This is a genomic window from Ruegeria sp. O6, assembly GCF_056535045.1.
Window position 1 is genome coordinate 1 of record NZ_JBQERM010000023.1, and the last position, 18,270, is coordinate 18,270.

Here is an 18,270-nt window from a genome sequence, read left to right on the forward strand (position 1 = left end):
GATGTTCTCGGACGCAATCAGCTCGATCTCGTCGCGCTGACGACCCAGCTCAGACCGGATCGAGCCAAAAAGCTCAGGGTCGCGGTCCGACAAGGACTGGGTGAAAAATCCATCTGTTCGATGCGGGGCGTTCACAGTTTTGGTCTCCTGAAAATGGTTAGCCGGTCCAGCCAAGGCCAGCGGAAATGGCGTTCATGGATTGCAGCAGGGGCACGGGAACTGACCCTGCCTGCGGTTCGTTGCGGGCGTGTTGCAGCAGTTCGACCTGAAGAGCATGAATGCGGGCCAATTCGGCCTGTTTGCGGTCAAACCTCTCGCAAAGGCGGGGAAAGCGATGGCCGATGACCTGACCACCGGTCAGAAACCGGATCGCTTTGCAGGCACGATCGTATTCCGCCTTGATCACCTGCGATACACGTTGGCGGATCTCGATATCAGAGACCAATTCGCCATACTGCGCTGCGATTTCCATATCCGTCTGATAGAGCGATTTTTCCATCTCATCGACGGCAAGGCGGAACAGGCGGGAGTGTCGAAACATGTCGTGCAACACGTCATCACCGCGCGCGCCGCGAAACTTGCGAAAACTGGCCATGGCGGTGCCGAACCCGTACCAGCCGGTGATCAGGTGGCGGTTCTGCGACCACGCAAAGACCCACGGAATGGCCCGCAGGTCATCCAGACTGGCCGCGCCAAACCGGCGGGTCGGGCGGGATCCCATTTTCAGGCGGGCAAGTTCTTGGACGGGGCTCGCCTGCTGGAAATAGTCCAGAAAACCCGGCATCTGCAAAAGCGAGACATAGGCTGTCTGTGACAACTCTGACAAAGCATCCAATGCGTCATCGAATTCAGGCCGTGAAGGCGCCTCGTCAGGGGTCGCCGTATGGCGCATCGTGCTTGACAGCAACAACTCCAGATGCGCCGCAGCCGTGCCACGGTTGGCATATTTGGCCGAAACCACCTCGCCCTGTTCGGTCACGCGCAGCCGCCCGGCAACTGTTCCACTGGGTTGCGCGGCGATGGCGCGCCCGGTCGGTGCACCGCCCCGGCTGACCGAGCCGCCGCGACCATGGAAAAACGTGGCCTTGAAACCTTGCGAAGCCAGCGCCGCGACGATCCGGCGTTGGGCGCGCTCCAGCTCCCATGTTGAGCAGAAATAGCCCCCGTCCTTGCCGCTGTCCGAATATCCCAGCATCACCTCGATTACTCGACCGTCGGTTTTGAGGCTGCGACGGGCAAGCGGAACAGCCAGAACGTCCAGCAGGATCGATGGGGCATTTCGCAAATCGGCAATCGTCTCGAACAATGGGACTACCGAAAGATCCAGAGTTTCAGATCCAAACCCGGCATAGCGGGCCAACAGGTAGATGCCGAGAATGTCGTCGGCCGAACGGGTCATGGAGAGGATGAAGGGCCCTATTGCCTTGGGGTCCGGTCCCGATCGCACACCATGGGCCAGAGCCAGAAGAGCAAGCAGTTCCCGCGCCTGATCGCTTAACGCATCGTGGTTTTGATAGGGCAGGTTCTGATCGGCCAGTTCGGTTCGCAAGCGGGCAGACCATTCGGCTGTGCCGTAAACCGGCACCTTTCCGCTATGCGACCAGATTTCGGCCAGAACGTCGGTTGTGACGGTCGAATTCTGGCGGATGTCCAGCGTTGTGGTTCGAAACCCGAATACCGAAGCGGCCCGGCGCAGCGGACGGATGTGCTGCCGCGCCAGAATATCCGCGTTGACCGAACATAAAGCGGTATCAAGCGTGTCGAGATCGCCCACGAATTGCGAGATGTGATCATAGCCGCTGTTTGTCAGCCGATAGCGAATGGCGTTGAGTGCTTGCCGGAACGGTTCATTCCGATTGCGTCCGGCGACCGGAGCCCGGTCGACTATCGCTTGTACTTGCGTCCTGACAGGTTCAGGTAAAGGCAATATCAGCGCGCTGATGCTCAACCTGCCCGCAGCACGTTCGAGTGCCTGGCGATATAGGTCCAGAACTGTTTCGCGTCCGCGTTTCAGCGCCAATGCGGTCATCTCGGTCGTGACATTCGGGTTGCCATCCCGGTCGCCGCCGATCCAGCTGTGAAAGCGGATATCGGGTGTATCGCTCAGCGTACGACCCAGCACTTGCAGGCAGGCCTGATCGAACCGGCCCATAACCTGCGGCACGGCATCAAAGATTGCATCGCGGAAGAACTGCAACCCCCATTCGATCTCGTCGTGCAGGCTTGGGCGCGACAGGCGAAGTTCGCCGGTCAGCCACAAGAGATCAATCTCTCCTTCCAGACCATTCAGCAATTCGGCGTGTTCTGTCGGGGTCCAGCGTTGCGTTTCAAGACTGACGAGGTTGCGGTAGATACGCCGGTGAATTTCCAGAACCGTAACCCGCTTGGCTTCGGTCGGATGCGCGGTCAGAGTGGGACCGGTACACAGGTTAGCGGTCAGCTTTTCAACCTGGCTATAGGCCAGGGACAAGTCCGTCAGGGCTTCGGCAAAACCGCCTTCTACCGCTTCTGCGCCGTTTTGGGTTTCGGTCAATCGACGGTCCCGAACCTCGGCGTTTTCATCGATGATGCACAACAATTGGAACCAGATCGAAAGGGCCTGCAAATACGGCGTTGCTTCGGGTCCCGTGGGAATGGCTTGCAGCGGCGTGGCCTCGGCCCATGCCGCCACATGTGGCGCCCGTTTCAGCAATATGTTCCGCCACAACGCCCGCAATTCCGAGCGCAACCCTTCGGCATAGCTCGAGGGGTTGGGAGTGGGCTGCATATTCGGGGCCAGCGCTTGCATCAGATCACGCGGTCCCGGGGTTCGCGGCCTTCAAAGAAATCATTCAGGTTATCGAGAACCCGAAACCCCATCGCCTCGCGCGCTTCACGGGTGGCGCTGCCCAGATGTGGCAGCATCACGAGGTTGTCGCATTGCAGCAGGTCCGGGCTGATACGGGGTTCACCATCGAACACGTCCAGCGCGGCCCCGCCGATCATCTCGAACATCAGGGCCTGGACCAGCGCCCATTCGTCGATCACCTCACCGCGCGCGGTGTTGATCAGAAAGGCGTCGGGCTTCATCAGGCCCAGTCTGCGCGCGTTGATCAGATGGCGGTTTTCAGCCCCGCCGGGGCAATGCAGCGAGACGAAGTCGCATTGCGGCAGCAAGTCGTCAATCGAGGCCACCTGCGTTGCATTGCACATGGCCAGTACATCCGGCGCTATCTGACTGCGGTTGTAGACGAGGATGTCCATACCAAAGCCATGATGCGCACGGCGGGCCATCTCTTGCCCGATGCGGCCATAGCCGATGATGCCCAGCGTTTTGCCGCTGACCTTGGTTCCAACCAGATGTGTGGGCCGCCATCCGGTCCAGTTGCCGGACCGCAGCTCGCGCTCACCCTCGCCCGCGCGCCGCGCCACCATCAACAGCAGGGTCATGGCGATATCGGCGGTGCATTCGGACAAAACATCGGGCGTGTTGGTCACGGTCATGCCCAGCTCACGCGCCGACGGTTCGCAGATGTGGCTGTAGCCAACGCCGTAATTGGCAAGGATCTTTGTCTGTGCACCGGGTACATCCAGCGCCTCGGCGCTGAGCGTGTCGGTGACGGTGGGCAGCACCGCGTCATAGGACTTCAACGCCAGCCGGATATCTGCCGGGGACATGGGCTTGTCCCCGGTGTTCAGAACAGCGTTGTAATTCTCGGCCAGCTGCGCCTCGACGGCGGCAGGCCAGCGACGGGTCACAAGTACCGAGGGTTTGACCATCACGCGGCCTCCATCACACGGGCAATTGTTTCACCGATCACAGCGGGGTTTTCGGCAACGGTCACCCCGGCGGCGGACAGGATCTCGACCTTTTCGCTGGCGCTTTCGCCAAAGGCCGAAATGATCGCACCCGCGTGGCCCATGGTGCGGCCTTTCGGGGCGGTCAGACCCGCGACATAAGCAATCACCGGTTTGGTGATGTGGTCGCGGATGTATTCGGCAGCCTCAGCTTCCTGTGGGCCGCCGATCTCGCCGATCATGGCGATGACATGGGTGTCCTCGTCCTCTTCGAACCGCTGCAGGATGTCCTTGAAGGATGACCCGTTGATCGGGTCGCCACCAATCCCGACACTGGTCGAGACACCGATGCCGCGTTCTTTCAGCTGCGCCGCAGCCTCATAGCCCAGCGTGCCCGAGCGGCCGATGATGCCGACATGGCCGGGCAGATAGATGTGACCCGGCATGATGCCCAGCAACGCCTTTCCGGGCGAGATCGTACCGGCACAGTTCGGCCCGGTCAGCACCATGCGTTTCTCTTTCGGATAGCGGTACATGTACCGTTTCACCCGGATCATGTCCTGCGCCGGAATCCCGTCGGTGATGCAGACGCAGTAGCGGATACCGGCATCTGCTGCTTCCATGATTGAATCAGCCGCAAATGGCGGGGGCACAAAAACAAGGCTGGCATCCGCGCCGGTCGCCTCGACAGCCTGTTTGACGGTGTCAAAGACCGGAACACCTTCGACGGTTTCCCCGCCTTTGCCGGGTACGACGCCGCCCACGACATTGGTGCCGTAGTTCAGCATGTCCTTGGTATGGAACCGGGCCATGCGGCCGGTGATGCCCTGCACGATGACGCGCGAGTCACGGTCGAGAAGAATGCTCATTTCACAGCCCTCATCTTGGTGCCTTGAGTAAGGTCGTTTTTCCATGCGCCAACAGCGCGTTCTGCCGCCTCCATCAGCGTTGTGGCGCGAATGATCGGCAGGCCGGACTTGGCCAGAATCTTCTGACCCTCTTCGACGTTTGTTCCAGCCAGCCGCACGACGACGGGCAGATCGAGGTCAAGTTCCCGCAGCGCCTGAACGACGCCTTCGGCCACCCAGTCGCAGCGGTTGATACCGGCGAAGATGTTGACCAGAATGGCCTGAACATTGTCGTCCGACAGGACCAGACGAAATGCCTTGGCCACACGTTCGGGTGAGGCCCCGCCGCCGATGTCGAGGAAGTTTGCAGGCTCGCCACCGGCCAGCTTGATCGTGTCCATCGTGGCCATCGCCAGACCGGCACCGTTGACGATGCAGCCGATATTTCCGTCCAGCCCGACATAGGACAATCCGCGGTCGGCCGCGCGGCTTTCGCGCGGGTCTTCCTGGCTTTTGTCACGCAGTTCAGAGATTTGCGGATGGCGGAACAGGGCGTTGTCGTCAAAGCTCATCTTGGCGTCAAGCGCCAGCACCCGGTCGTCACCCGTGATGACCAACGGGTTGATCTCGACCATTGTCGCGTCCAGCTCGCTAAAGGCGGCGTAGCAGCCTTGCAATGTACGCACCATTTGCTGGATCAGCCTGGGTTCAAGCCCCAGATTGAATGCGATCTCGCGCGCCTGAAACTCCTGAAGCCCAACCGCCGGCTCCACGATGGAGCGGACGATGCTTTCCGGGCGGTCAGCCGAGATATCCTCGATCTCCATCCCGCCCTCGGACGAGGCCACGATCATCACCCTTTGGCTGGACCGGTCGAGGACAAAACCGAGATAGATCTCGCGATCAATCGGCACGGCGGCTTCGACATAGACGCGATAGATGCCTTTGCCTTCGGGGCCGGTCTGGTGCGTGACCAGCTTGCGGCCAAACAGATCATCGCAGGCCTGATAGATTTCGTTTTCGGTGTTGCACAGCTTGACCCCTCCGGCCTTGCCGCGACCGCCTGCATGGACCTGCGCCTTGACGATCCATTTGTCACCGCCCAGCTCACGCGCCCGATAGGCCGCTTGTTCCGGACTGTAGGCCAGTGCGCCGGATGGTATGGCGACACCGAAATTCGAAAGAATTTCCTTTGCCTGGTATTCGTGAATATCCATCTGATCCGCTCCTGTTTATGCAGCGATTGAGGTACCGTAACGGCTTTCCAGCAGGTCTTCGATTGCGTCTTGGTCGACCGTTCCGCCCAGCTCTCGGATGGCTTCGGCGAACAGGCGCACAATCCGGCTGACGGCGTCGCGGTTCAATTGGTTGAGGATGCCGATGCGCACCTGCACGGGTGCGCTGAGCGTCGGCCAGATGCCAAACCCGCGCGCGCGGCAGTTCTGGACCAGCTCCATCTCGCGGCCAGCCAGTTCCGGGGGCAGGTTCAGCACGATCAGGCTGGGCATGTCGGAGGTGACCTCGCAGCCCAATTCGGTGACGGCGTCCCGCAGAACCTTCTCGTGCGTCTTGTACGACGCGGACCGCTTGGCCAGACCTTCCTGAAGGGTCAGGCGCAGGGATTCATGGAAGGCCGCAACGGCGTAGCCCGAATGGGTGCGGTGATAGGTGCCCTTTTCAACATCCTGCCCATCGACAATGCCCCAATGGCGGGCCTCAAAGATGGGATTGTGCACATAGGTATAGGCACCGGTGGTTTTCAGTGAGGTGATATAGGCGTCGGTAAAGCTGACAGGGGCATAGGTCAGCGGCAAGCAACACAGACCTTTCTGCGGGCAGGACGCCCATCCGGCGATACCCGGAAAATCGTCTATCGAGAAGTCATCGACGCCCAGAGACGACACCGCATCGATCAGACCCATCGCGCCATGACGTTCGCACGCGTCGGAAAATCCGCGCAGGTCATTGATGCGGCCCGATCCGGTTTCCCAATGCGCCATGAAAGCCCATTTCGGTTTGTGCTGCGCCAGCGTAGCTTCGACCAGATCACCGGTGACCGGCTGGCCGTGCGGAACCTCGATCACGGTGACGCTGGCGGCCTGAGGTGCCATCGGGTTGGCTGCATGTTCTTCGGGCGTCGCCGCCTTGATCCGCAGGGTCAGCGCGTCGATCCCCGAGAATGTCCCGTTGGCAAAAGCAACGACCTTATCGCCAGGCATGACAGCCGAAAACATGGTGTCCAGGGCGCTCCAACCGGTGCCGGCAACAGCAAAGGTATAGACGTTTTGGGTGCCCCAGATTTTCCGCAGCATGTGCTTGCATTCGACCATCCCCCTAAGGACGTCCCCCTGCATGTGATCGGCAACGCCTGCATTGGCAAAGGCCTTGAGGACGCGGGCATCCGTGTTACCCGGCCCCGGCCCCGCAGCGAGGGTCTGAGGGATTTCGAGCGGAGGGAAAATCTGAAAAGTCATGGTCTGGCATCCTCGGCTGTTGGCCGGGCATTGCGGCCCGTTGTGTCAAGTTACCGAGCAGGAAACGCGAGCTTGCCTTATGACGCAACGTAACTTACTACTGCTTTTGGATGGCCATTAGGATGGGGCAGTACCTACCCGTTTTGGTAAAAATACGAAGGTATACAAAGAAATGACCTATCCTTATGGGTAGGTTTTTCCGGAATCGGGGCAAAATCATATGGTTGAGACACCGAACAAACCCATCGACATCATGCTGGCGGACGGCAACCCGCTGGTTCTGTCGGCCATGTCCGAAATATTCGAGCGGGACCCCCGATTCTCGCTGATGGCCACGTCAGCAACGGCCGAAGGGTTTCTGGGAACGGTGATGCGGGTTCCCGTTCAGGTTGGTGTCGTCGACTGGACACTTCCGGTTTTGGGGGCCGCCAAACTGATTGAGGTTCTGCGCGATCAGCCCAACGCCCCGCGCTTTGTCGTTTATGGCGACACTGGCGGCGATGTCCCGCGATTGGCGATGCAGGCGGGTGCGGCTGGATTTGCCGCCCGCACGGGCGAGGTTGAGGGTCTGCTGGAAACCTGCGCCAAAGTTGCAGCGGGTAAGATGGTATTCCCGTTCATCGATATCCGGAAGATGCAACAGGACCCAATCCAGAGTCTGTCGCGTAAGGAACGCGCAATTCTGGAGGCGCTGGCCCAAGGAATGTCGAACCGGGACCTGTCGAAGGAACTTCAGATTTCGACAAACACGGTCAAGTTTCACCTGTCCAACATCTACGAAAAGCTGAGTGTCAAAAACCGCACGCAGGCCATTGCGTATTTCTATTCGTCTCAGCAGTCACGAAACTAGACCAAAGGCGATTTGGATGCCGGTGTTTCCGGGCAGGTTATTCGTCCAACTCTGACCAATTCTGGATACCGTCAGCAGCAAGAGACACGGTGCTTGTCCTGAGCGCTTTGCCGCGCGTGGCGGTAGGCACAACCCTGCGTTGCTTCCGCGAATCCCCCAAACATGTTACCTTGGGTCCCCTTTAATGATTTGACTTCTTTTTCTGACATCTCGTTTTTTTCAGCTCTTTCTCGAGAGGTGACGTTCATGTCCGACTCCAGCAGTGAGCCCCCGCGCATAACGCTGTCCATACCAAATCTTCGGCCAAACCCATCGATATCAGCGGAAATTTCCGGCACTGTCGCGGCTGGTGCGCACAGCGTTGAGGATCAGAAGCGGGTTGAGGCGGAAAAGCTCAAGGCATTGCGCCGCGGCGTCGGAATTGAGCTGTCCACGGAAGTGATCAACGATCTGGTCGACCGGCGTGTTCAGTCGACAGGCGCGGTTTTTCGCCAGCTTGCAACCATTCGCGAAGATCTGGCCGGAGGCTTTCTGGGGGCGGTCGTTCCCGCCCTTGCCCCGAAACTGCGGGGGGAACTGATCAACCCGGACGGGACCCCTGCCGAACGCGTGATCGTCGAGGTCCTGCGCCCCACCTTTACCGCCAATGAAGGGATCGACAATGCGGATTTCTCGTGGGCTGTCAAAGCCGCCGTCACGGACGCGCGCGGTCTCTTCTCGGTTGATCTGCCCAATCTTCGCCTGCCACAGAACGGCCTGCGGTTGCGGATCAGGGGTCAAAACACCACCCTGACAGAAGCCGTGCCGCGCGTTGACGCGCTGGACGGCGAAATGGGTCTTGTGGTGCTGGATCGCACGCTCCTCCCTTTGCAGCGTTCGATCGTCGGTGAGCTGGCCGATATCTTGCCGGTGGATCCCGAGGATGCTGAAGAAAACATATCCGATTTCACCGGTTCGCAGGCCCCTATCGTGCTGGGCGAGGGCGATTGCGCGTCGGAGTACCGAACCGAAGGCGGCACGGTTTCACGGCGGCGCTATTCGGTTCTGTACCGGCTGATTGATCCGCTCGTCGGGCCCAAGAATATCGTTCGAACACGCCCCATAGGCGGTGGCCGCTTTGTGACGACCATCCCGGGCACAACCTTTGCTCAGGCCAATCTGTCAGCCGAAACGCTGCTGGCCGCGTTCAACAATGACGGGGGTGATTGGGATTTTCGGGACCGAATTCCGATTGATGAACCCATTGATATCGAGGACTTCTTTGAAGATCTTGAAGAACGGCCGCAGGATGTGCCCAAAGCGTCGAGCCTTGCGCTTGGCTATATTGCCAAGATGCGGTCGACGGCCGTCCACGCTGGCATGTCTTTGGGTCGGTTGGTCTATTCCCTGCCGCTTGCCCCCGGAGAAGAGCAGCGGATTGTCGTGTCGGAACAGCGCGAGACACTGAGCGTACGTGAACGAGAGAGCCTGACCTTTGAAGAGCAACAGGAATTCGAAGAAGCCCGCGACACGTCCTTTGACAGTACGTTTGAAAGCGCGCTGGATGAGGTGATTCAGGGCACGTCCTCGTTTTCGACCCGCGCTTTTTCAAAGAGCTTCGGGGGCGCAGGTGGCGTTGGTGGCGGCCTGTTCGGAGGCATCGGGGCCATCGTTGGCGGCGTGGGCTTCAGCGGCGCACGGTCCAGTTCGAATTCTTCCGGTAATTCGTCCAACACGCAGAACACATCGCGCGATTTTCTGTCCGACACCCATGAGACATTCTCTGCCGCGCTTGAACGGGCGGCTTCGGTCAAGCGCAACTCGGCACGGACCAGTGTGCGCACTGCAACTGCGACGGATCGGCGGACGGCAACAACGAAATTCGTGGCCAACCGCAATCATTGCCACGCAATGACCATGCAATGGTTCGAAGTCCTGCGCGACTTTTCCCTGGAAACGCGTATCGAGGGCGTGCAGTTGGTGGTCTTTGTGCCCATGCAACTCATCCGCTTCCGCCGTCTGGGGCAAGGTGACCAGTTGCCGGGCAATGTCACCCGGTCCGGATTGCTGAGCCGGTACAAGGTCATCCTGCGCCATGCCGAAGTGTTCCGGCGCGTGTTCCGAAGCCGCCGCAGATTCCGCAGCGCACTGAAGCTGCTGGAAGAGTTTTATGCGGACAAGGATGCAACACCGCAGAACGCGCCCGGCGTCGCACAGGACATCGTCAGTTTCGAGGCGCAGGGCACGTTCATGCCCAATGATGACATTTCTGTCGTGATCTTCACGCAGGATGGCGACCGGGTCGGACCTGTTCCGCTGACCGGATCGCCGATAGACATCGACAACCTGCATGACCTGCCAGCGGAAACACGCGAGAACCTGCTTGTCCGGCTGGCTGATGCGCGGCGTGATCCGACCAAGCGCCGGACCTATACCGGGTCTGTGGCTTTGCCCCGTTCGGTCGAGCGGTCGGATATCGCCCGTGTCGAGCTGCGCAGGCGGACGGGTTCGTTTGCCTACTCGTTCTACACCGGTCCTGATCCCATCAATATTTTCAACATCTGGGAACATCTGGCCAATCTGGAAGATGCCGACGATCTGGATCGGGCGACCCGCAATATCAACCGCAGCCTTCGCACCACGATCTCGGGCTCGGACTTTGACGATCTGGTAGGACCGCCCATGGTCAGCGAGTTTGAGGCGCGTATGAATGAAAACGCCCAGACCGTTGTTGATGACAATACGTTCCAGGCGCTGCCTGCCACCCTGCCCTATTCGGTGCAGGAGGTGCCGGACGTTCTGTCACGCCGAGATCTGCGCCGCATCGAAGAAATGTACCAGCATGTTGTGGCCAACACCGTTCGCTATTCCCGCGTGATCTGGGCCAGCATGACGGACGAAGAACGTGCGATCCTGCTGGAGCGTTTCACCATCGGGGTACCGGAAGGCGGGCTGGACGATGCCTCAAGCGAGATATCGCTGCTCAGCACCGTTCAAAACAAGGTGCTTGGGTTCTATGGCAATGCCATGATCATGCCCTTCTCGATCCCGCCCGATCTGGCCGACCGGATGGAGATGCGGACCGGTGATATTCAGGACAGTCTTCTGGCCTTCCACCGCGAGGATTTCCGGCCACCGCGCCGCACGATCTCGCTGCCGACCAGAGGCCTGTTGGGCGAGGCCGTTCTGGGCCGCTGCAATTCCTGCGAGATGATCGACCATCGCCGCTTCTGGAACTGGCAGGACAGCCCGACACCGCCACCGGTTGGCGACGCGCCGGTCCTGCCTGCTGACAGTGACGCCATCTTTGGTACACGTGCGCCGTCAGACCTGCCGAACAACCAGCCTTCGAACACGCTGACCATTGCAGGGGGCGACATTGGCACCGGCCAGGCTGTGCCCACGTCGCAATTGGCCGAAATCCTCAAGGCTGCGCCCGATCTTGCGCGGGCGGGAACCGATCTGACGGGTCTGAAGGAGTTGCAGGCGCAACTGGCGCTTGAAACGCAATCTGTTGCCGCCGGTCGGGACAAGGCCATCGACACGGCAACGGATCTGACGAAAGAACTGGTTGGAAAGGCCACGGAACTTGCGGGTAAAGGTCAGGAAATCGCTGCCGCCCGCAAAGAGGAAGAAGCCAAGAAGGCCGCCGCTGACAAGAAGGCATTCGACGCCAGCAATGCCGCCAAGATCAAGGGGTTTGAGGATATTGCCAAGAACGCTTCGGGTGTTTCCGCGCTGATCGGTGGGCAACCGGATGGCAACCGGGCCGGTTTCGTTCAAAACCTGTTCAAGGATTTCCCCGGCGGGGCTGCTGCTTTGGCCAACCCATCCAACACGCTGCTTTTGGCCAAGCTTTTCGGGGCCTTCACCAAGGCGAACGCGGATGCCGATGACGGCAGCGCGACCAAGGCCGGCAGCCAGTCGGTGCTGGATTTCCTCAATGGCCTGAACGCCCCTGCGGAGGACGACAATGAGTGACACGAGCACAAATGTGACGGACAAACCGGGAATCGATGAAAGCCTTGCCGAGGCGATCATCAACATCCTTGAAACGACCAATTCTCCGGCGATCCAGCGCGCCCGTGAGGTGATTGCCCATAGGCTGGCCATTGCGGGCGATATTGCCCCTTCGCGCATCCCTGCGCCGCGCAACATCACCGAGATCGGCGGCTATATCAATCTGCTGAGCGAGTATGGTGAGTCCGAACAGCGCGCACGCATGATCGCGGCCGCTTTGGGTATCGCGGGACCGCAGATTTCGCTGCCGCAGCCGGGTGCCATTCCGCCGATGTCTTTCATCACCCGCGACGGGGCAAGGCCCGTAGGTCCGCAACAAGCCAGTTTCCCGCTGAGCTTCACGATCCGCAGTGATTTCGTTCCGGCCTTCGACAATGCGTTGCAGGAAATCGCGATACGTGGCGGTGCGGTGCCGATCCTGACACCTGTCAGGGTCCTGCCGGCCGCCGGATCAGGCCCGGTGACCGACGGTATTGCACAGCTGGCTTTGATCGGTCGGACCCTCAGCCTGGCACCAACTGCGGCGCTGCATGCCGTGGCCACCGACCCCCTGTCGCTCAGCCGTCCGACTGCGGGTGGCGGGTTCGAGGTTCTGGCACGGGTCATCGACGCCGCCGCCCCGATTGCCGGGACCATCGCGGCGGCAGACTGGACAAGCTGGGAATGCGATGCTGCTGCCTGTTCCGAGGTTGACAGCAACGATGCGCGCTTTGCCCTTACACCGATCCTGAATGCGGCCGGTTGGCACCAGGCGGCTGATCCCGGCAATCCCACCAGCCTGTCCGATCCCGGCAGCTGGGCCGCGTGGCAGAACATCACCGGGCTTGTACCCGGCGTCACGCGGTTCGCGGATGAGCTGCAATTGCTGTACCCTGCCGAGATGCTCATCACCTCGCCGGTTTTCAATCAACTGGACAATGTCTGGACGGGAAGCACCTTTGCCGCGCCATAGGACCCCCTCTGCGACCGCAACAATGTGATTTGGCGGCACTTGGTTTTTGGGGTTACGCTTGAACAGGAGGGGCGCTATGCAAAACCCGGAACGTTTCGAAAAATTCTACTTTGCCAAAGTTGGCATGGGCGAAGCCTGCGGTTGCGCCGAGCGCATCATCGACGTTTTCGAGTTCAACCGAAAAGGTGGCGCGCAATCAAAACACCCGGTGAAACAGGACCGGCGCAGACGCCTGTCGTTTCGGGCATGGGCGGTCAGATATGGGCTTATGAGCCGGAAGCGGCAGGGCTGAACCCGGATTGGTCCTGTCAGACAGCAACCAGTTTTCCGTCTCGCAAATCCAGCGCATCCGGTGCCAGTTCAGCACGGAAGGCCGGGGAATGGCTGACAAGAAGGATCGCTTGCGGCAATTCCCGGAGGATTTCCAGCAGCCGGGCCTCGTTCCGTGGGTCCAGCGCGTTGGTGGGTTCATCAAGCAGCAGAACCTCGGGCTCCATCGCCAGAACGGTCGCCAGCGTAACCAGCCGTTTTTCACCCCCTGACAATTTGTGGGTGATGCGGTTCTTCAGATGCATCAGGTCCAGATCACTCAATACGTTTTCAACGATAGCAAGCGCTTCGTCGCGCGTTCTGCCCAGGTTGAGCGGGCCAAAGGCGATATCCTCGGCGACGGTCGGGCAGAACAGTTGATCATCCGCATCCTGAAACACAAGCCCCACCCGGCGGCGTACGTCGTGAAAATCGGCCTCTTGCACCCTTTGCTGACCAAAGATCGTGACCGTGCCGGACCGTGGGCGCTGCAAGCCAAGCGTGATGCGCAGCAAGGTCGATTTTCCCGCCCCGTTCGGACCCGTCAGCGACAGGCGTTGACCGGCGGACAGGCTGAGGCTGGCACCGTCCAGAACGGGTGGCTGACCAGGGTAGGCAAAGCAGATATCTTCAAGCGCAATCAGTGTCATGCCAAATCCAGTATGATCAGACCCGCGCAAAGGGCACCAAGACCTGCGGCAAAAACGATGTCCCTTCGGGTCAGGGCAAAGTCCTGAAGCAGCAGCATACGGCCTGAAAACCCCCGGCATTTCATCGCATCAAGTATGCGTTCGGATCTTTCGATCGCGCGCACCAGCATCATGCCCACGAGATAGCCAAAACTACGATAGGTGTGCCAGTTTGTTGCCGGGCGAAAACCGCGTACCTTCATGGCCGCGCGCAGGCGCAGGTATTCTTCCCGCAGAACCTCGATATAGCGGATGGTGAACATCAGAAGGTGAACCAGCTTTTCGGGGCAGCGCAGGCGGTGCAGGGCGTGGCCAAGCGTGACCGGCTCCATCGTGCCGACCAGCACCATCAGGGACAGGATGACCGCGTTGGCCGTCAAGGCGATCTCGACCGCTTTCCAGAAACCCTGCCAGCTTGCGGGAAACCCCCAGAGCGTGAACATCGGGTCGCCGGGCATGGAGAATGGCAACAGCACCAGCATGAAAAGGATGAACCCATCCATCATGGCCATGCGTTTCAACGTTTTCCGCCAGGGCAGACGCGACGCGGCAAGAAGCGAAAGGGACACCGCCAAAGCCGCGCACAGCGCTGTCAGCGAGGACACCGCGACAGTCACCACCGCGAAGACAACCGCCATGACGATCCGCATCCTTGGATCAAGCGGGTTGATCGCGCCGCGCCGCTGCGCGCCCGCTTTGATCAGCGTGCTTTCCTGTTGCCCCAGAACGTGCGCCATCAGGCCGCCAGCTTGCGGCGTGCCGCAAAGTAAAAGCCCAGACCAAACAGACCGACGATATATCCGATCCCACCCAGAACAGTTTGCAGGTCATTTTGTTCGCGGTAAGCCGCTATTTCCCGACGCAGCGGGCGCAGCTCATCCCGCACGGCCCTGGCAATGACCTGTTGTTGTTCATCGCTGAGCACCGCCGCTGTCTGGGCAGGTGCGTTTGTCGGCGCGGTGTCGGGTTCCGCTTCAACGCCCATGATCCGGGCGACATCCGCAGCGGGCATGGTGACCTCGGCCACATGCCCGGCACCAAGGTTTGCAAAGAAAGTATGGGCCACCGGCGCGTTTGGCGTGTAGATAAAGAACCCGTCTGCATCTGTTACGATACGGCCCAGCTCGGCTCCGTCCGGGCCGTTGACGATGACCTCGGCCCCGCTTGCCATGTCACCATTGGAAAAGCCGATTTCGCCTTCGATGGCGTCACCGGATTCAAACACTCCGGCTATGACCTTATGCGCCAAGGCAGGTGCGGGTGCGCAGCACAGCGCCAGAATGATCGCCAGGTACCTCACGCGGCCGCTCCTTTGACAAACAGCTCGGGCTTGACCTTGCGCGCCAGCAAAACCGCGAACCCGGTCAGGATCGCCTCAATCGCCATGACAGGAATATGTGCAAAGAAAACAAGCTTGGCCGCTGGCAGGAATGCATCCCCGGACAAGGCCAGTGAAAACGCAACCATGCCGGTTGTAGCGGCGATGGCAAAGGCACCGCCGACCCCGCCCCATATCGCACCTTGCAGAGGTGAGCCATGGGCGATCAGGCGGCCAAAGATCAGCCCGGCCAAAACCGCGGGCAACGCGATGTTCAGGGTGTTGATCCCCAATACCGTCAACCCGCCAAAGCCAAAGAAGACGGCCTGCAGCAAAAGCCCGACGAACAGGGCCGGGAATGCGGCCCAGCCCAACAAAAGCCCGGCCATTCCGTTGAGGATCAGATGCACTGACGAAGGGCCAATCGGCACATGAATCAGCGATGCCACGAAAAAGCTGGCAGACAGCACTCCCGCAGTGGGGATGCGATCAAGATCCAGCGACCTGAGGCCCATGGCAATTCCACCCGCAGCAGCGACTGCACCGCCGATCACGACAGGGTTGGACAAGGCTCCGTCAACGATGTGCATCTACGGTTACTCCAAATCCCAGGCGCGGATCCAGATCACCGCGTCCTGGCTGAGTTCTTTGCCGTTGTGTTCGGTCACGGGACCGGCGCCGAGTGCGGCAAATCCCCAATATCCGGCTTTTGGAACGCCGAACGTGAAATACCCGTTATCATCCGAAATTGCGACCAATGCACCACCCGGCATCGGCGAGACCGACGGGGCGGAAGCGGCCGCGCTTTCCATGTCCGGTTCTGCGGCCATGTACTCGATCTCGATCTCGGCACCCGCAACCGGTTGGCCTTCGGCCATAACCCGACCTGTAAACGTCGAACCCGCGATGATGTTGGTTGGTTTGTTGAGCGGGATGATCTCAACCGGCAAGCCCACCGGGTTCATCCAGTCGGTCGGCAGTTCGTTGCGGTTCAGGAATGCCTTGGCAATCTGCTGGATATAGATATTCTCGGATTCCTCGTAATAGGGCTGGGGAACAGTCACCAGCACATAGTCGCCCGACCGTTTGACGGGAACATAACCCTTGAATGCCGCGCCTTCGTTTTCGCCACCGGTGAAACGCACGGGTTCCAGGGTATCCAGCAGGTCGGTTTTCTGACCGTTGTGGATCACGTAGAATTCCTGCGGCTTGTCCAGATCCATAACGTGCCCGTTCGAGAACGGATGCCAAAAGATCAGCTTGACCGGAACATTCCCCGGTGCGTCGATCATGGTGTCAGCGGTGTATTCCAGCAGGAAATGAGCATTTGCCATCGCTGGAAGCGCTATCGCCACAGCGGCTGCGGAAAGCAGCTTGGTCATCAATAGTCGTCCTTGTCCCATCGTACCAACCCCGGTACGAGATGCGTTTTGACTGCGGGGATGTCCAAGCTAAGCTGCTTTTTCAAGCATCCTGCTCCGACGCACATCCCGTCGCCGATTAGGAGTGCCCTTGTCAAAGGCACATGTCCGGCAGGTATCCTGACTTGCGGGTCAAAGCGTTGGGCTGGCCTTCCCGGATTAACACCAGTGGCACTTCAGCCCTGCTCGCCGCTTACAGTTGCGGGTGCAGTTGCGGAATTGGGCCAAAGCCCGCACCGCATTCCCTATTGATTCCAGAGCACGCCCCGGAACCGGACATGCCGAGCGGCTTGCCAGACTTCTTCGGCATCCGTCAACGATCAATTGCGCTGGCTGTCAAAAAGTTTAGCGGGCGATGCCCTTTTTCCGACGGATCCGCTTTGGATGCAGGTCAGGGTTTTTCGGGAATGAACCTACCCTTCGAGCAGGTATCTTTCCGACAATGGCAAACTGGCCGCCCCCAATGAGCGGGCATCCGGGCCTGCCGTCCCCACCTGCACCAAGGGCCGTTCAAGCCCGGTCAGGTTCATGTCTGATAGCTTGACCTCGACCAATTCCACCAGCCGCGCCTTGATGCCTGTGGGCATCCAGCCATCAATCTTGACAGATTCGAAGTCGATCAGGCTGCAAGACGAGACGATGGCATGTGCGATCCCGTGCGCCGCCTGTTTCAACCAGTTCTCAAGGTGGGTTTCCGGTATGTCCCAATGCTGTGTCGTTTCCCAGATTGAGCCGGCTGTTTCGGCATTCCCACCAACTGCGCGCTCCAGCACATAAAGACTGGCGACATCTATCAATGGTTTTACTCCGCCTGCGTCGTCCGGCACAGGCAATGGACCAAGCGCACCGGCATTTCCCCGCCCCGAAAAGATGGAGCCGTTCAGAACCACTCCACCCCCGATGAAGAAGCCGACATAGAAATACAGGAAATCTCGTGGACCTTCCGCAGGGCCAAAGACCAGCTCGGCACCGCAGGCGGCCGTTGCGTCGTTCTGCAGGAATACCGGCAAGTCATAGCTTGCGGCCAGCGCGCCTTTCAGGTCCGCGTCACGCCACGGATCCATTTTCTCCTGCGGAACCTGCAATGTCTGCGCCCAGTCCCAAAGGTAGAACGGCATCGCAATCCCAAGACCCGCGATCCGGCTGCGCGCCTCGGGCGACAGTGACGCCATCACTTTGTCGAGGCTTTCTTTGGAAAAGCTCAATGTCGCCTCGGGTGTCGGAAAATCATAAGTCCGCCGCTCACGGTGCCTGACATTGCCAAGGAAATCCGTCAGCACCAATTCGGTACTGCGCCGCCCGACTTTGAGCCCAAAGAAATAAGCGCCATCCGGGTTCAGGCGCATGGGAACCGAGGGCTGTCCGACTTTTCCCCGGATCGGTTCGCCCCGCAGAAGCAGCCCATCGGTTTCCAACTGGCGCATGATGACCGAGACCGTCTGCGCCGACAGCCCGGTCATCCGCGCGATTTCAGATTTTGCGAGGGCCTGATGGCGCCGGACCAGTGACAGGACAAGCCGTTCATTTCGGGCCCGCATTCCACTTTGGTTGGTGCCGCGCATATCTGGCTCGCGTACGCCAGTGGTATTGTCCAAAGAGTTCATTGCAGACACGGCCATCCCCTTCATGACGA

The 18,270-nt window shown here is 59.9% G+C and carries 15 protein-coding genes, 1 pseudogene and 1 riboswitch; of the genes and pseudogenes, 4 read left to right on the forward strand and 12 right to left on the reverse strand.

From position 1 onward, the window contains the following. The 6 genes and pseudogenes from glyA to ACR0DY_RS19030 form a co-directional block, all read right to left on the reverse strand. A pseudogene (gene glyA, locus ACR0DY_RS19005) lies at positions 1-135 on the reverse strand (serine hydroxymethyltransferase); the annotation flags it as partial. 22 nt (positions 136-157) lie between these two features. Next, the gene (locus tag ACR0DY_RS19010) at positions 158-2,788 is read right to left on the reverse strand and encodes a phosphoenolpyruvate carboxylase (protein ID WP_480898939.1); all 2,631 of its coding nucleotides are present in this window, start codon (positions 2,786-2,788) and stop codon (positions 158-160) included. Beyond that, a complete protein-coding gene (locus ACR0DY_RS19015; protein ID WP_480898942.1) occupies positions 2,788-3,759 on the reverse strand; it encodes a 2-hydroxyacid dehydrogenase in 972 nt (323 codons plus the stop codon). The genes ACR0DY_RS19010 and ACR0DY_RS19015 overlap by 1 nt, the downstream gene beginning before the upstream one ends. Continuing rightward, positions 3,759-4,646, reverse strand: a complete 888-nt coding sequence (gene sucD / locus ACR0DY_RS19020) for a succinate--CoA ligase subunit alpha (RefSeq protein WP_209508187.1) — start codon at positions 4,644-4,646, stop codon at positions 3,759-3,761. Before sucD ends, ACR0DY_RS19015 begins: the two co-directional genes overlap by 1 nt. Beyond that, positions 4,643-5,842 (reverse strand): malate--CoA ligase subunit beta, encoded by a 1,200-nt coding sequence (locus tag ACR0DY_RS19025; protein WP_267365650.1) that lies wholly within the window; start codon positions 5,840-5,842, stop codon positions 4,643-4,645. The genes sucD and ACR0DY_RS19025 overlap by 4 nt, the downstream gene beginning before the upstream one ends. A 15-nt stretch (positions 5,843-5,857) precedes the next feature. Next, positions 5,858-7,099, reverse strand: a complete 1,242-nt coding sequence (locus tag ACR0DY_RS19030) for a pyridoxal-phosphate-dependent aminotransferase family protein (protein WP_480484871.1) — start codon at positions 7,097-7,099, stop codon at positions 5,858-5,860. A gap of 220 nt (positions 7,100-7,319) precedes the next feature. On the opposite strand from ACR0DY_RS19030, the gene ACR0DY_RS19035 reads away from it, so the two are divergent. The 4 genes from ACR0DY_RS19035 to ACR0DY_RS19050 all read left to right on the forward strand — a co-directional run bounded on the left by ACR0DY_RS19035 (position 7,320) and on the right by ACR0DY_RS19050 (position 13,192). Next, positions 7,320-7,949, forward strand: coding sequence for a response regulator transcription factor (locus tag ACR0DY_RS19035; RefSeq protein ID WP_267365646.1), 630 nt, complete (start codon positions 7,320-7,322; stop codon positions 7,947-7,949). Positions 7,950-8,195: 246 nt separating this feature from the next. Then, complete coding sequence (locus ACR0DY_RS19040; RefSeq protein WP_480547568.1) at positions 8,196-11,909, forward strand: hypothetical protein; 3,714 nt, start codon at positions 8,196-8,198, stop codon at positions 11,907-11,909. After that, complete coding sequence (locus ACR0DY_RS19045) at positions 11,902-12,900, forward strand: hypothetical protein (RefSeq protein WP_480547570.1); 999 nt, start codon at positions 11,902-11,904, stop codon at positions 12,898-12,900. The genes ACR0DY_RS19040 and ACR0DY_RS19045 overlap by 8 nt, the downstream gene beginning before the upstream one ends. 76 nt (positions 12,901-12,976) lie before the next feature. After that, complete coding sequence (locus ACR0DY_RS19050) at positions 12,977-13,192, forward strand: hypothetical protein (RefSeq protein WP_480484874.1); 216 nt, start codon at positions 12,977-12,979, stop codon at positions 13,190-13,192. Positions 13,193-13,208: 16 nt separating this feature from the next. On the opposite strand, the gene ACR0DY_RS19055 is transcribed toward ACR0DY_RS19050, so the two are convergent. From ACR0DY_RS19055 to ACR0DY_RS19080, 6 genes are all read right to left on the reverse strand, one after another. Beyond that, a complete protein-coding gene (locus ACR0DY_RS19055; protein WP_480484875.1) occupies positions 13,209-13,859 on the reverse strand; it encodes an energy-coupling factor ABC transporter ATP-binding protein in 651 nt (216 codons plus the stop codon). After that, a complete protein-coding gene (cbiQ, locus tag ACR0DY_RS19060; protein ID WP_480484876.1) occupies positions 13,856-14,635 on the reverse strand; it encodes a cobalt ECF transporter T component CbiQ in 780 nt (259 codons plus the stop codon). Before cbiQ ends, ACR0DY_RS19055 begins: the two co-directional genes overlap by 4 nt. Next, positions 14,635-15,198, reverse strand: coding sequence for a cobalt ABC transporter permease (locus tag ACR0DY_RS19065; RefSeq protein WP_480484877.1), 564 nt, complete (start codon positions 15,196-15,198; stop codon positions 14,635-14,637). Before ACR0DY_RS19065 ends, cbiQ begins: the two co-directional genes overlap by 1 nt. Further along, positions 15,195-15,806, reverse strand: coding sequence for a cobalt transporter CbiM (gene cbiM / locus ACR0DY_RS19070; RefSeq protein ID WP_480484878.1), 612 nt, complete (start codon positions 15,804-15,806; stop codon positions 15,195-15,197). Before cbiM ends, ACR0DY_RS19065 begins: the two co-directional genes overlap by 4 nt. Before the next feature lie 6 nt (positions 15,807-15,812). Then, positions 15,813-16,598, reverse strand: a complete 786-nt coding sequence (locus tag ACR0DY_RS19075; protein WP_480547572.1) for a DUF4198 domain-containing protein — start codon at positions 16,596-16,598, stop codon at positions 15,813-15,815. Positions 16,599-16,730: 132 nt separating this feature from the next. Next, positions 16,731-16,929: riboswitch (cobalamin riboswitch) on the reverse strand. Between the two features lie 121 nt (positions 16,930-17,050). Next, positions 17,051-18,241 carry an ROK family transcriptional regulator gene (locus tag ACR0DY_RS19080; protein ID WP_480827119.1) on the reverse strand — a complete coding sequence of 397 codons (1,191 nt, stop codon included), beginning with the start codon at positions 18,239-18,241 and terminating at the stop codon, positions 17,051-17,053. Between the last annotated feature and the right edge of the window lie 29 nt (positions 18,242-18,270).

Coding starts and splice junctions, on each gene's coding strand:
- ACR0DY_RS19025 (WP_267365650.1), bottom strand. CDS start 5,842: ATGGATATTCACGAATACCAGGCAAAGGAAATTCTTTCGAATTTCGGT.
- ACR0DY_RS19035 (WP_267365646.1), top strand. CDS start 7,320: ATGGTTGAGACACCGAACAAACCCATCGACATCATGCTGGCGGACGGC.
- ACR0DY_RS19030 (WP_480484871.1), bottom strand. CDS start 7,099: ATGACTTTTCAGATTTTCCCTCCGCTCGAAATCCCTCAGACCCTCGCT.
- ACR0DY_RS19040 (WP_480547568.1), top strand. CDS start 8,196: ATGTCCGACTCCAGCAGTGAGCCCCCGCGCATAACGCTGTCCATACCA.
- cbiM (WP_480484878.1), bottom strand. CDS start 15,806: ATGCACATCGTTGACGGAGCCTTGTCCAACCCTGTCGTGATCGGCGGT.
- ACR0DY_RS19050 (WP_480484874.1), top strand. CDS start 12,977: ATGCAAAACCCGGAACGTTTCGAAAAATTCTACTTTGCCAAAGTTGGC.
- cbiQ (WP_480484876.1), bottom strand. CDS start 14,635: ATGGCGCACGTTCTGGGGCAACAGGAAAGCACGCTGATCAAAGCGGGC.
- ACR0DY_RS19080 (WP_480827119.1), bottom strand. CDS start 18,241: ATGAACTCTTTGGACAATACCACTGGCGTACGCGAGCCAGATATGCGC.
- ACR0DY_RS19055 (WP_480484875.1), bottom strand. CDS start 13,859: ATGACACTGATTGCGCTTGAAGATATCTGCTTTGCCTACCCTGGTCAG.
- ACR0DY_RS19075 (WP_480547572.1), bottom strand. CDS start 16,598: ATGACCAAGCTGCTTTCCGCAGCCGCTGTGGCGATAGCGCTTCCAGCG.
- sucD (WP_209508187.1), bottom strand. CDS start 4,646: ATGAGCATTCTTCTCGACCGTGACTCGCGCGTCATCGTGCAGGGCATC.
- ACR0DY_RS19015 (WP_480898942.1), bottom strand. CDS start 3,759: ATGGTCAAACCCTCGGTACTTGTGACCCGTCGCTGGCCTGCCGCCGTC.
- ACR0DY_RS19010 (WP_480898939.1), bottom strand. CDS start 2,788: ATGCAAGCGCTGGCCCCGAATATGCAGCCCACTCCCAACCCCTCGAGC.
- ACR0DY_RS19045 (WP_480547570.1), top strand. CDS start 11,902: ATGAGTGACACGAGCACAAATGTGACGGACAAACCGGGAATCGATGAA.